Here is a 13359-nt window from a genome sequence, read left to right as displayed (position 1 = left end):
CAATTTCTATCCCAAAAAAGGGATTACTACAACTTGATATTAAACAATCTTAGTAATCAGGTCGGCAGTTCTGGCGGAGTAACCGGCTTCATTATCGTACCAGCCGATAATTTTCACCAATTTCCCATCAACTTTGGTAAGCTGACTGTCATAGATATTTGAGTGTGGGTTTCCAATAATGTCTGAAGAAACAAGCTCAACATCAGCGTACTCGAGGATACCTTTCATAGGGCCTTCAGCAGCTGCTTTAAAAGCTGCATTCACTTCTTCTGCAGTTGTTTCTTTTTCCACTTCACATACAAAATCAGTAAGTGAACCAGTTACGGTTGGCACACGAACAGCTCCCCCGTCTAATTTTCCATCAAGATGAGGAAGAACCAGTCCAACAGCTTTAGCTGCACCTGTAGTAGTAGGCACGATGTTTACCGCTGCAGCACGCGCACGACGAAGATCTTTATGCGGCCCGTCAACTAACTGCTGATCGCCGGTGTATGAGTGAATAGTGGTCATGAAACCTTTCACCAACCCGAAGTTGTCGTCAAGTACCTTAGCCATAGGCGCAAGGCAGTTTGTTGTACAACTTGCGTTAGAATAGATTTCGATGTCGTCTGAAATCTCTTCATCGTTGACACCCAATACGATGGTCTGAATGTCACCTGATGCCGGAGCTGAAATAACAACTTTCTTAGCACCTGCTTTTAGATGTTTTCCTGCACTTTCAACATCACGGAAAAAACCTGTTGATTCAACAACAACTTCAGCACCAAGATCACCCCATTTCAAGTTCGCAGGATCTCTTTCAGCACTTACAGCAAAGCTCATTCCGTCGATAGTCATCTTATCTCCATCCACAGAAACATCGCCTGGATACGTCCCCTGAGCTGAGTCGTACTTAAAGAGATGAGCTAGAGATTTTGTATCTGTAAGGTCATTTACCCCTACAATTTCAATTGTATCTTTGTGGTTAGTCAGGATTGAACGAGTAACCATTCTACCAATGCGGCCAAACCCGTTAATACCTACTTTAATTTTTCCCATTTCGAATCCTTTTTATGATTGAATTTTTATTCCTATAACTTCATTACTAATGAATGATAAATACATTCGTAAAGTTCTTTAAATCGTTGAAAGCTACCATTATCGCGCACTATTTTCAATCTTTCACACTAGTGTTAACCTTATGTTACACATGCTTTGAATTGGGAGCGCTTTTCTGTGTATCTTTAGTACATCAAAACTCAAAATTCAATAAAATTAATTTAGCAATATGCCCGATCGAACCTTAGAAAAGTTCAAAAATGAAACTTATCTGGACTTTTCCGACCCAACAAATGACAAAGCTCAAAAAGAAGCGCTCGAAAACGTTCGCTCTAATTTTGATCAGGAATATGATCTTTACATCAATGGAGAATTCGTAAAAGGGGACGCCGGAACTTTTGAAAGCAAAAATCCTTCGAATCTTGATGAAACTATTGGAACCTTCCAAATGGCAAGTAAAGCCCAGGCTTTCGATGCGTTGGAAAAAGCTTGGGATGCTTTTGAGAGCTGGCAATATGTTTCTGCTAAAAAACGAGCTGACTATCTTTTTAAGGCTGCAGATGTTATCCGTCGCCGAAGGCTGGAAATCAATGCCTGGATGATCAGCGAGGCCGGGAAAAATTACCTGGAAGCTGATGCCGATACCTGCGAAGCAATAGATTTCCTAGACTATTACGCACATGAAGCACTCCGCATTGATGAAGGAATGGATGTGCTTGATGAGACCTGGGGTGATTACAACCGAACCATTTATATGCCTATTGGCGCCGGTGTTTCTATCTCTCCGTGGAATTTCCCATTCGCTATTTTTGTAGGAATGGCTGCCGCACCAATCGCTGTGGGTAATACTGTTGTAGCTAAACCTGCACCTGACACTCCAAAAATGGGACAGCTTCTGGTAGAAATTTTTGAGGAAGTCGGACTTCCAAAAGGAGTATTCAACTATGTAACAGGTGGCGATATTGAAGTAGGTGAGAATCTCGCTAAACATCCTAAAACACGCTTTATTTCCTTTACCGGATCTAAAGGAGTAGGTCTTCACCTCGCTGATATTGCCGCTCAGGTTCCTGAAGGTCAGAAGTTTTTAAAGCGTCTTGTTTGTGAATTAGGTGGAAAAAATGCCACTGTAGTTGACGAAGATGCTGATATTGAAAAAGCAGCAACTGAAATTGTTAAAGGCGCTTTTGGTTTCCAGGGACAGAAATGTTCTGCGGGTTCCAGAGTAATTGCTCATGAGAAAATTTATGATGAGCTACTCGAGAAAGTTACTGCCAAGACTAAAGCACTTAAGGTTGGCAACTCTAAAGAGAATCATATTTCCGGAGCTGTTATCAATCAAAAAGCTGTTGATAAAATCATGAGCTACATCGAGATTGGTAAAGAAGAAGGACGATTGATGGCCGGTGGTAAACGAGCTGAAACTCCTGATAAAGGATATTACATCGAACCGACGGTGTTTGCTGATATCAGTGAAGATGACCGCATTGCACAAGAAGAAATCTTTGGTCCTGTTACTGCCTTCATCAAAGGAAAAGACACGGACGATCTTCTACGTATCGCCAACGGTGTTGATTATGGATTGACGGGAGCTTACTTCTCACAAGATCCTAAGAAAATTGATCGCGCGCTTCGTGAATACCGCGTTGGTAATTTATACATCAACCGTAAGTGCACCGGGGCACTTGTTGGAGCCCAACCATTTGGTGGCTTTAAGCTAAGTGGTACCGATGCAAAAGCCGGTGGACGTGACTACCTCAAATACTTCTTAGAGCCTAAATCAACGACTCTGCGTCCTGCTGATGGGGTTGATTATGATCTTCAAAAGTTTGAGTTTGCAAATCAGAAGTAACCAATATTTGGTTCTATAAAAAATAAAGTCCTGTTCATAGTTTATGAGCAGGGCTTTTTTTATGTTTTAGAAATAACATCATGTTATCAGCACACGAATCATAATTATGCCAGCAGACAATTTTTCTAAAGAAGAAGTGCGCCAGGTCATTCGACTAGCGATGGAACAGGAAAAAGAGAAAACGAGAATCGATAATATTGAATCTGATTTCTCGATTGATGAACTCATTGAGATTGGGAAAGAAGTTGGACTTAATGAAACTCAAATTAAGATAGCAGCTCAGGAATTTAAAGTTCGTGATGTTGAAGCTAGAAATGGATCTACTAAAACGCATGTCTTTGAAGAAAGAGAATTTAACAGTAAGCTCTCTGAGAATACGGTCTGGGAAATAATCCGCAAGCAGATTTTAAAAGATTCAGGCAAACTCGCTTCGAACAACTTAAAAGAAATCAATTATACTGATACTGAATCAGGTGAAGAAACGGTCGTTTCGCTAATTAAAAATTCAACACGTTATACGCTTCGGGTTTCTCAGACAGCAGGTACAAGTAATAGTATTGTTCAAAGTCTTTTACTGGGAGGAATGGCTGCTACCGTCGCTTTCATAATAGCTTTTTTCAACACAAATTATCTATTAAGCATCATTACTTCGATTACTGTTTTAGGAATTTCTATACCCCTTCTTCGCAATTGGGATAGCAAAGGAAAAAGCGCGAAATCAAACCGCATAAGTAGTATTGCAGATAGGCTTGTAGAAACGATACCAAGCAATCTTGATAATAAAAGCGACTCCATCGAAATCGAAGTAGCTAATGTATATGGGACTTCAGTACAGACCGATGACTCAGATTCAATAAAGGTTAATAAAAGACAACGCTCTTAACCATTTTAGTCGTCTAAATCTACATCGTCCGGAGCGTCATCATCGTCAGCAACTAGCTCATCAACATCGGGAGTAGAATCGTCAACCTCGCCATCATCATCTTCATCAACGATAGGAGCTACTTCTTTCTTTGGCTTAGTCTCTGCTTTGGCACCGGCTCTTTTTAGAATTAGAGCAATATCTTCCTGATCATTATCCATCGCAATCATCATAGCCGTATCGCCATTTTTATCGCGCAGCTTTACATTAGCCCCTTCATCAATAAGGTATTTAACCACATCGGTATTTCCACTTTTAGCTGCGAGCATCAAGGCTGTATGTCCCCACCGCTGTTGGGCATCAACAGGTGCACCTGATTCTACTAACAACTTAACAACCTCAAGATTTCCTGCACGTGAGGCTGCTATAAGGGCAAGATCTCCGATCACCGCACCTTTATCAATAAAGTACTTTACCAGTTCTAGGTTTCCATTTTCAGCAGCCCTGTTAAGCGCCGTGCCACCCATTTTTGTTTCTGTATTGAGGTCAGCTCCCTCTTCAACCAAAAACTTTACGACTTCAGCATGATCTTTTTCAGTGGCTAAAATCAAAACAGAAGCACCACTCTTATTCGTGTCATTGATGTTAGCTTTGCCCTTAAGCATCTTTTGCAGTGCTTCAAGATTACCGGCTTTTGCTGACTCAAAAATCTCTGCTTGGTCCATAATGTAATTGATTGGATTTACCGTTGTTGTTGGCGGGATGATAAAAAACGGAACGTATATCTCAAATTAATTCTTTGAGAAAAATTTACGATAACGTTCCCTCAACGTCATAGCCTCTAATTAATTCTTCAGCTGATAATCTTTTTGTTCCTGGTAACTGAACTTCCATTAATTCAACGGTTCCATCAGCACAACCTACTAATAAATGGTCATCATTTACTAACAATTCACCGGGGTCAATATTTGCTACTCTTCCTAACCTGGATTTATACAAATTGAATTTCTCTCCATTCCAGTTTGCCCAAGCAGTCGGAAAAGGACTTAGACCTCTGATTTTATTGTGTACATCTTGAGCAGAATTAGTGAAATCTATGTGACAATCATCTCTGAATAATTTGGGAGCAGGAGTAGCTTTGCTGTCATTTTGCTCAGAAAGGGTGTAAGAACCGGAGTCAATTTCATGAATCGACTTAAGTAATAATTCGCTACCCATATCTCTCAACCGATTATAAAGCTCTCCGGTCGTCTCGTTTTCAGTAATAGCCGTTTTTCTCTGAGCTATGATATTCCCGGTATCCACTTTTTCATCTAAAAAGAATACAGTACAGCCCGTTTCATCCTCTCCATTTATAATAGCCCAGTGAATTGGAGCAGCACCGCGATATTTAGGCAATAGCGATGCATGAAGATTAATAGATCCGATTTTAGGTATTTGAAGGACGGACTTTGGCAGGATTCTAAACGCAACTACGACAAACAAATCCGCATTTAAAGCTTCAAGCTGCTCACTGAATTCGGCGGATGATAAATTTTCAACCTCTATAACAGGAAGGCCTAATTCTAAAGCCTTAGCTTTAACCAAAGTGGGGGACGTTTTAGAACCCCGCCCCCTTCGCTTGTCAACGTTACTGACAACAGCTTTTATGGTATGTTCGGACTGATGAATTTGCTCTAAGCTTGGAATGGCAAATTCCGGCGATCCCATAAAAACGATATCCATAATTACTCAGCTTCTTTTTTAGGCACTACCGGATATTTGATTTTTTTGTCGCCCGTTTCAATCTCTTTGAGTTCCTTTTTATGCATTCGCTTTTTAAATGCACTCAGGTAATCCAGAAATAGTACCCCTTCAAGGTGATCATATTCGTGTTGGATTACACGGGATGTCCAGCCACTTGCCTCAAGTCGGTGTTTGTTAAAATCACGGTCAAAGAACTCAATGATAACAGTTTCAGGACGAAACACCTTGTCATTCACTTCCGGAATACTAAGGCACCCTTCTTCCAATGGAATTTTATTTCCTCTTTTTTCAAGAATCAGAGGATTGATAAAAACCATAGGGCCATAAGGAACTTCTCCGTCCTCAATCATCTCATCAGTATCCATCACAAAAAGCTTGATAGACCTGCCAATTTGAGGTGCTGCTAAACCAACGCCATCTGCGTTATACATGGTCTCCAGCATGTTATCAATTAATGTTTGCAGTTCTTCACTGTCTTCTTCAATATCAATCTCTTCTGCTTTTTTGAGTAATACTGGATCGTTGTAAGTTACAATAGGTAAAATGGGCATATGCTTTATTAAGTATTCGTATCTAAGTAGTTTTGTAAAATGATTGCGGCCGCGATTTGGTCTACGCGTCCCTTTTGTTGTCTTTTCTTTTTAGGGATACCCGTCTTTATCATTATGTCGCGAGCCTGGTTTGAAGTATATCGCTCATCAACTTTTGCAATTTCGATATTTGGAAAGGCTTGTCTTAGTTTGTTTATGAATTCCTGAACCATTTGAGTAGCCGACCCTTCTTCTCCCTTAAGAGACAAAGGCCAGCCTACTACAAATTTCTCAACTGTTTCCTTATCGGTAATTTTTTTTATCTCTGTAATTGCTTCTTCAGGAGAAAAGGTTCCAACCGTTGACGCAATTGTTTTCAACAGATCAGTTTGGGCAATACCCACTCGCTTTTTCCCAACATCAATACCTATAAGGCGTACGTAATTGTGCAATAAATGCGTATTAGTAAGTTATTTTTTCTTTACGTCTTCCAACGGTTGTCGTAAAAACTTCTTCATTAACTTACTTGGCTTGAAGTGTGTTTTACGATGTGCAGGAACATAAATTACTTCATTCGTTTTTGGATTGCGAGCTTTTGGTTTGGCTTTTGTTTCCTTTACTTCAAATACTCCAAAATCCCTGATTTCAATTCTGCATTCTGTATCTGCAGACATCATAATCTCCCTTAGGGCTACTATAACAGAATCTACCCAGGGTTCTGCTTGAATCATGGGCTCATCCATAGCTTCCGCTACACGACGAACTACATCTCGTTTAGTATAAGTCATCATAATATTATTGGTTTTGTTATGTGCCAATCATTTCACTGACGGGCATCGTTTTTGTCCTTCCTTATTACTCGCATCTTCTTTTTCCTTAAGCTATTTAACCTAAAGCAAGTAATGTTTCATCATTGTAAAGATAAGTTTAATAAAAATCTACCTAATCTATATTAGAATGCCTATTCGTATCGTAAAACGTTTTTAACCCCTTCCACTTTTTCAAGGCGTTTCATAATCTTAGTTAGGTGAGAAATACCATCCACGTATAGTGTAATAATCCCTTCAAACATTCCGCTGTCGCTGCTAACATTGATGCTTTTCATATTGGTTTCAAGGGACTTAGATAGCACGTCCGTTATGTCGTTGATCATTCCAACCCGGTCACCACCAATAACCTTAATTGCACCCAGGAATTTGGTATCAATATTCTTCGCCCAGTTTACATCTACAATTCGTTCAGCTTCAGTCTTTAAAAGATGCTGAGCATTGTTGCACATTGAGCGGTGAATCTTAATATCCCCTGTCCTACTTATGAAGCCTATAACATCATCGCCCGGGATTGGATTACAACAGTTTGCATAGGAGTATTTGATGTTACTCAGTTCCCCGTTTATAAAAAGGGCCTTACCATCTTCAAGTGATCTTGCAGCTGTTATGTATTTATCCTGAATCTCTTTTTCCGAAATAGGATTTACATCCACGCTTTCATTTTCCTCAATTCGGCCGGTGCTTTTGAACTTCTTGACTTCTTTAAAAAGTTCATTGGCATCAAAAGCTCCTGAACCAATATCAAAAAATAGCTCCTGAGTAGATTCATACTTAAATTTCTTAGCAAAACGATTCAACTCTTGTTCAGAGATCTCGATACTCCCTCGGCTCGCTCTCTTATCCCAGATTTCCCTCCCATCTTCGGCAACCTTTCTTTGCTTATGCTTAATGAACTGCCGAATTCTGGACTTTGCCTTATGAGTAACTACATCGTCAATCCAGTCGGGGTTTAGATTAATTTTATTGCCGGTGATAATCTCAACCTGATCCCCATTTTGAAGTTGTTGTCTCAACGGCACCATTTTCCCATTCACCTTGGCTGCCATTGCTCTTTCACCGATTTCACTGTGAATTTCAAATGCAAAATCTATGGGAGTAGCATCTCTTGGCAATGTTTTAAGCTCTCCATCAGGGGTGAACACATAGAGCTCATCCTTATACAAATTCAGCTGAAAATCTTTCACAAAATCGGTGGCAGCATCAGGGCGAGGATTATCTAACACATCCCGTACCCAGCTCACAAACTTGTCAAGGGTATCCGAACCTTGTTGAGCTCCTTCTTTATATTTCCAGTGAGCTGCCAACCCTTTTTCAGCAATGTCATCCATTCTTCGGGTTCGGATCTGGACTTCCACTTTCCGGCCCTTATTGGTAATCACCGTTGTGTGTAGTGATTGATATCCATTTGCTTTAGGAACGGAAATAAAATCCCGAAATCGTTCAGGAATTGGGGTGTACCAGTCTGTTATTATAGAATACACCCTCCAACAATCTTCTTTGTTATGATCGCCTTCCAGAATTATGCGAATAGCAAAAAGGTCATAGATTTCTTCAAAGGGTTTTTGCTGACGCTGCATCTTCCTGTATATAGAGAAAATGTGCTTGGGCCTGCCTTTAATTTCAAACCTGAAATTCATTTTACCGAGTTCATTACTAATCGGGTCCATGAATTCGTTAATAAATTCTTCCCTGTCCTCTTTTTTCTCTCGCAGTTTCCGTGCTACAAACTTGTAGGATGTTGGGTCAATAGTTTTAAAACACAGGTCCTCAAGTTCATTCTTAATCCTGAACAATCCGAAGCGATGGGCTAATGGCGCGTATAAATCCATCGTTTCTGAAGCAATCTTGATCTGCTTTTCTCGCTTCAAGTGCTGAATCGTTCTCATATTGTGGAGGCGATCAGCAAACTTAATCAACACTACCCTGATGTCTTCAGCCATTGAAAGCAATAACTTCATAAAAGCTTCTGCTTGCTTGCTGTCCCGGCTTTTGAATACACCGGTTATCTTGGTAACACCATCAATAATCACCGCTACTTCATCGCCAAACCAGTGGCGAATGTCATCCAGGTTTACATCGGTGTCTTCGACGGTATCATGCAGCAAAGAAGCTATCACCGAGATATCATCAATATTAATCTCGCTGGCGACAATTTTTGCAACTTCCACAGGGTGGTAATAATATGGCTCACCTGATGCTCGCTTCATATCCTCGTGAGAAAGATAACAGAGCTTAAAAGCGGAAGTGATAGCTTTAGCATCTACCGATTCGATGTGCTCTTCACATACTTCCAGCAGCTGCTTCAGATCTTCTCTCTGAGCTTTTTTTAGCTTATAACCTTCAAGGTCATATTTATCTATGGAAGTGGAATTACTCATATACTAATCTAATCTTGCCTTACTTGCATTAAATGTAGTTATAACCATTGTTTTAAGCACTTAAATATATCTTTTCCTACAAAAAAAGCGGATATGAAGTTCATACCCGCTTTTTGATAACTAATAATTCTAGAAGCTAAGAGAAACACCGAACATTATACGACCGGTTTTGCTATTCACATTCTGAAACTCAGGTTTTTCCAGTTCTGATGCTGAATAACGGTACTCAACAAAAGGCTTTAGTATTGGAATGATTGTGACTTTTGCGCCTGCTAAAACATTCCAGTATAAACTGCTTTCATTCCCTTCTTCAGGAATAGCATTTCCCTGATTGTTCTGAACGTCAGAAATAGCACGCTCATAATTCTCAGTTCCAAGTCCTACCCCAACGTATGGTTCTAGCAAACCAACCGAAACGCCTCCGATTGCAGCAACGCCCACATCATAATTTGTCAGGTCTTCTGAATAAGAGAAAGACTGATTATCTGGATCCACGTTATTCTCTTCGCTGAAGTAACTTCCATGAAGTCTAAGTGATAAATTCACTAGGGGAAGTTTTTCTAAAATACCTTTTTCAATACGAACACCGAATCCGTTCTGAGGTTCAGCATCACGCAGCTCATAGGAAGCGCCAATTTCCAATTGAGCAAAACTACTGGTTGAAAAAATTATTCCAAATATTACTACAAGGGGTATTAAACGTCTCATAAAGTCTCTTTTTGTTTATTATTTGATGAAAGTTACTAAACAGAAAGGGTGAATCAATAATTTGTTTAAATCTTTATTGAAGTAGTGAAAACTAAAGCCGTATATTTGGAGCCTTCCAAACGCCTGAGTGGTGGAATTGGTAGACACGTTGGACTTAAAATCCAATGGATATTAAAATGTCCGTGCCGGTTCGAGTCCGGCCTCAGGTACTTAAAAGCCTTGCAGCTCAATCAGTTATAGAGTTGTAGGGCTTTTTTGTTTTATAGAATACAGGTTCGGTTTTATTCTCTGGGGTAACAGTGGGGTAACAAAATATTAAGTACCCCCCTGAATTTTGTGCGCTCAGATATATATACTATGAGTGCTCGAGACGCATCTATATCATGAAAAATCTTCATTCTCTAGACTTGCCTGAAAAGGAACAATCAAAATTAGATAAAGCCTGTGGGCTTTATGCTGCTAATTCAAATATCCACTTCAAAGTTCTTAAGCAGTCAGAGCATGAGTTGATTATTCGTGTACATCAGAATGAAACAGTGAGTGGAAAATACCTGGATGCAAAAGAACTAATAAGCCGAACAAAGGGTCTGTTTTCAGAATTTTTCCCTAATCATGATACTCATGTTCGGCCTCTTCCTTTTAGACCACCTAATAAATAGAGCGCTGCTTTTTTACTCTTCCACTCTCAAAAAGGCTATTCCTTAGCCAAATTATTTTTTTACTCATCCGGGCCAATCATCCTATTTGGAAAGGATCTTATCAAGTTATTAACATTCCTTTCCTAATAGTAAAGAAACTGTTTTTATTTGGTTTAGTTGCTTAAAAGGGGTTCTATGTTGAAATTATAGACGAACACAAACAACGGAAAATTTCACATGGAAGACATAAAATCAATCAAGTATGAAGCCCAGAAAATACGAATCGATGAAGAGAATAAGCTCGGAGAGAATGCATTAAGAGCTGTATTGCAGAAAACCCGCGAAAAGCTTCAAAACGATCGGACCGGAAGCAATGGCCTCACTCCTTCTGATAACCTAATTCCTGCATGATGAAAGAAAAGAGCTATAAGATACCTGAGATTAGTTCACGAAGATTTCGATTCATCAGGTTTCCAGAAATCAATGCAGAAACCGGAGAAGAAACTTATACAGAATTGCCGGTGGTAGACGGGGTGTTGAAGTGTCCAGTCTCTCAGGCAAAACGCTTTTGTAGCTGCTCTCCACGGCACATTAAGAACATGATGGATGAGGGCAAGCTAACCCGATACAATGCAGACTTGAGCATTCGCAAAAAGGGTACAGCCGGAACCGCCCCTTTATTCTTTGACCTATACGAATTTTACAATCCAAAAAGATAGTGCCTGGTTGAAATCAATCGACTAGGCACCTTACAAACACACACGCTATGCCCGAGAACTCTACTCCCGTATTAGAAAAACGAAATCTAAACCTTGAGGATGCACTTGAGGCTATGGATGCCCTCACGATAAGCAAAATATGTGACCTGGTTTATTACATCGATCAAGTTCTTGCCAACTTTGATGGTCCGCATCTTGAACGGAATAAGAAACAAAGTCTCGAAAACCTGAGATTCGAAGCCAATGAATTTTCAGAATATCTTTTCAATGACCTCCAGACCCGCTCTTTGGAATACGAACACGAGCTCAAAAAACTAACCCCTCAAAAACCAATTCCTGATAATTATGGAAAACGAAACCCTTATCGACATTGAACCGGCCGCCAAGGCTCTTGACAACCTTGGAGCGGAATTAAAAAAAGCGATCCAGAAATATGACTATGATGATGTGGCTGGGGCCTTTAGAAAGCAATACCCTTTTAAGCTTCACCAACTGGAGCACTTCGAGATAATTGACACCATCTTCACGATCACTAAGCCAGGCATTAAAGCACACGGCTTAAGTATCTGGGGTGCGATGTATCACATGAAGTCTAGCGAGTTGATTAACCTGATGTCTATCAGTGAAGGTGCAACAAAATTAAGGTCAACGCTACAAGAGCAATCAATGCTAGATGAAGACCTCAACACCTTTATTGCAGCTTGCGAAGCTATCGGTGATGACGCTCAGAGTCATTTAATCGAGCGTGTGAGCGAATACGAGTCAGATATTAAAGAATTAACCCAAACACTAAACCACAGCAATCATGGAAAAAATTGAACTAAATCCGGAAATCAAAAAACAAGCTGACATCCTCTTTAAACTCATTGAGGATGAAGTAAAGGAAAAGCATGAAGATAGCGTTGCTGAGGCAATGGCAGCCGAATGGGGTAACTACCTCAAGAAATCCAAGGGTTTTGACATGCTCAAGTACGGGGAAGAATTGACGCTCACAGAAAGCGAACGTGCTATTTATGGGCTTGAAGAAAGCTTCCGCTTCATGAATGATGAGGCAACACATTCAATATCTACAGTGACTAGAAATGTTTTGCGTATTATTGATCTATGGAATTTCAAGTCCCTTGAGCAGAAGCAAGAAAACTTAAACAGAATTAGCGCGATGTTAATGATGGCAAAAGAGGATGCAGTGAAAATAGACGTTGAGTGGGCTGGGCTTCCCTATTACCGGACCCAATCCTATCGTGAGGAAATCGAAGAGCTTAAAAAGCCATTAAATGACTCCTAAAAAACTTAGGCTCACTAAAAACCGCCTTTATTGTCATTCTGAGAGGTTTATAAAACTGACGTTATTTAGCCTGAACAATTGAAGATCATCATTTATTAATGCGTCCACCCTAGAACCCATAAAATACTTCTGTTTTAGGCTCGACTTTACATAATAGGGAATTATGAGATCTGGAAATATACCTTCATTGTGCTTTAAATGCATATAGTCAGCATCAAGAATTATAAAATTGATATTACTCTATAAATACCGCAATCACCCCTCCGCATCACCCGCAAGGACTGCAAGAGGGTGCTCACCATCGGTTATCCGACGGAGCTGATGGTCGGTTAAACTGTTCATGTCGATGGACTGCAAGAGCCCGGAAAATTGATGGTGGTTTTTATTCGTAAAAGCCCCGCCCATTTCTTTTGCAGCTTGTTCCAGACACTCGTTAACGCCCTTATAATTTCGAACCTTTGCAAAATTGTCGAGGTTTTCCTGCAGCCTCTTGAGCCGGTAAACCTTCTGTGAAACTGGTATGTCTGTGACGTCCTCGATATAGCGGCTCCGGGTTTCATTGAAAAGATCCACCCATTTTTCTGCTAACTGGCTTGATGCCTGGATAGCCCTTGGATTATAATAGGAGAGCTGAGGCAGACTAACTTCGGTGCCGAAATTTTCTTTAACCGCCTCCCGCACTTTACTGGGTGTTTCATAACACGCCAAATGCATCACAATAAAGGATTTATGCTTCTCACTTAGTGTTGCCATAATTCTGTGTTTTATTAAAGATA

Annotated in this window: 16 protein-coding genes and 1 tRNA gene; 8 read left to right on the top strand and 9 right to left on the bottom strand. The window is 40.2% G+C overall.

Features of this window, described 5'->3' with window-relative positions; all coding sequences use genetic code 11:
• Positions 1-39: 39 nt before the first annotated feature.
• Positions 40-1038 carry a type I glyceraldehyde-3-phosphate dehydrogenase gene (gap, locus tag CL667_15045; protein MAL19012.1) on the bottom strand — a complete coding sequence of 333 codons (999 nt, stop codon included), beginning with the start codon at positions 1036-1038 and terminating at the stop codon, positions 40-42.
• A 229-nt stretch (positions 1039-1267) separates the two neighbouring features.
• On the opposite strand from gap, the gene CL667_15040 reads away from it, so the two are divergent.
• Positions 1268-2887: a 1-pyrroline-5-carboxylate dehydrogenase gene (locus tag CL667_15040; protein MAL19011.1), complete on the top strand. Its 1620-nt coding sequence runs from the start codon at positions 1268-1270 to the stop codon at positions 2885-2887.
• Positions 2888-2993: 106 nt separating this feature from the next.
• On the top strand, positions 2994-3770 hold the full coding sequence (locus CL667_15035; GenBank protein ID MAL19010.1) for a hypothetical protein: 777 nt from the start codon (positions 2994-2996) through the stop codon (positions 3768-3770).
• 5 nt (positions 3771-3775) lie between these two features.
• Here CL667_15035 and CL667_15030 read toward each other — a convergent pair whose 3' ends face one another.
• The 7 genes from CL667_15030 to CL667_15000 all read right to left on the bottom strand — a co-directional run bounded on the left by CL667_15030 (position 3776) and on the right by CL667_15000 (position 9941).
• Complete coding sequence (locus tag CL667_15030; protein MAL19009.1) at positions 3776-4474, bottom strand: hypothetical protein; 699 nt, start codon at positions 4472-4474, stop codon at positions 3776-3778.
• An 85-nt stretch (positions 4475-4559) separates the two neighbouring features.
• Positions 4560-5474 (bottom strand): methionyl-tRNA formyltransferase, encoded by a 915-nt coding sequence (locus CL667_15025; protein MAL19008.1) that lies wholly within the window; start codon positions 5472-5474, stop codon positions 4560-4562.
• 2 nt (positions 5475-5476) lie between these two features.
• Positions 5477-6046, bottom strand: coding sequence for a peptide deformylase (def, locus tag CL667_15020; protein MAL19007.1), 570 nt, complete (start codon positions 6044-6046; stop codon positions 5477-5479).
• 8 nt (positions 6047-6054) lie between these two features.
• Positions 6055-6477, bottom strand: a complete 423-nt coding sequence (locus CL667_15015; GenBank protein MAL19006.1) for a Holliday junction resolvase RuvX — start codon at positions 6475-6477, stop codon at positions 6055-6057.
• A gap of 18 nt (positions 6478-6495) precedes the next feature.
• Positions 6496-6816, bottom strand: coding sequence for a DNA-binding protein (locus CL667_15010; protein ID MAL19005.1), 321 nt, complete (start codon positions 6814-6816; stop codon positions 6496-6498).
• 170 nt (positions 6817-6986) lie between these two features.
• Positions 6987-9233 carry a RelA/SpoT family protein gene (locus CL667_15005; GenBank protein ID MAL19004.1) on the bottom strand — a complete coding sequence of 749 codons (2247 nt, stop codon included), beginning with the start codon at positions 9231-9233 and terminating at the stop codon, positions 6987-6989.
• Between the two features lie 129 nt (positions 9234-9362).
• Complete coding sequence (locus CL667_15000; GenBank protein ID MAL19003.1) at positions 9363-9941, bottom strand: hypothetical protein; 579 nt, start codon at positions 9939-9941, stop codon at positions 9363-9365.
• A 121-nt stretch (positions 9942-10062) separates the two neighbouring features.
• Here CL667_15000 and CL667_14995 point away from each other — a divergent pair.
• The 6 genes from CL667_14995 to CL667_14970 all read left to right on the top strand — a co-directional run bounded on the left by CL667_14995 (position 10063) and on the right by CL667_14970 (position 12583).
• Positions 10063-10150: transfer RNA gene (locus CL667_14995), tRNA-Leu, on the top strand.
• Positions 10151-10324: 174 nt separating this feature from the next.
• Positions 10325-10600, top strand: coding sequence for a hypothetical protein (locus CL667_14990; protein ID MAL19002.1), 276 nt, complete (start codon positions 10325-10327; stop codon positions 10598-10600).
• Positions 10601-10986: 386 nt separating this feature from the next.
• On the top strand, positions 10987-11298 hold the full coding sequence (locus tag CL667_14985) for a hypothetical protein (GenBank protein ID MAL19001.1): 312 nt from the start codon (positions 10987-10989) through the stop codon (positions 11296-11298).
• A 47-nt stretch (positions 11299-11345) separates the two neighbouring features.
• Positions 11346-11672 (top strand): hypothetical protein, encoded by a 327-nt coding sequence (locus CL667_14980; GenBank protein ID MAL19000.1) that lies wholly within the window; start codon positions 11346-11348, stop codon positions 11670-11672.
• Complete coding sequence (locus tag CL667_14975; protein ID MAL18999.1) at positions 11644-12117, top strand: hypothetical protein; 474 nt, start codon at positions 11644-11646, stop codon at positions 12115-12117. Before CL667_14980 ends, CL667_14975 begins: the two co-directional genes overlap by 29 nt.
• On the top strand, positions 12104-12583 hold the full coding sequence (locus CL667_14970) for a hypothetical protein (GenBank protein MAL18998.1): 480 nt from the start codon (positions 12104-12106) through the stop codon (positions 12581-12583). Before CL667_14975 ends, CL667_14970 begins: the two co-directional genes overlap by 14 nt.
• Before the next feature lie 255 nt (positions 12584-12838).
• On the opposite strand, the gene CL667_14965 is transcribed toward CL667_14970, so the two are convergent.
• Entirely contained in the window at positions 12839-13336 is a 498-nt protein-coding gene (locus CL667_14965) for a hypothetical protein (GenBank protein MAL18997.1), read from the bottom strand.
• Positions 13337-13359: the final 23 nt, after the last annotated feature.

The organism is Balneola sp. (assembly GCA_002694685.1).
Taxonomy (GTDB): domain Bacteria; phylum Bacteroidota; class Rhodothermia; order Balneolales; family Balneolaceae; genus Gracilimonas.
This window is presented reverse-complemented; position numbering and strand designations above follow the sequence as displayed.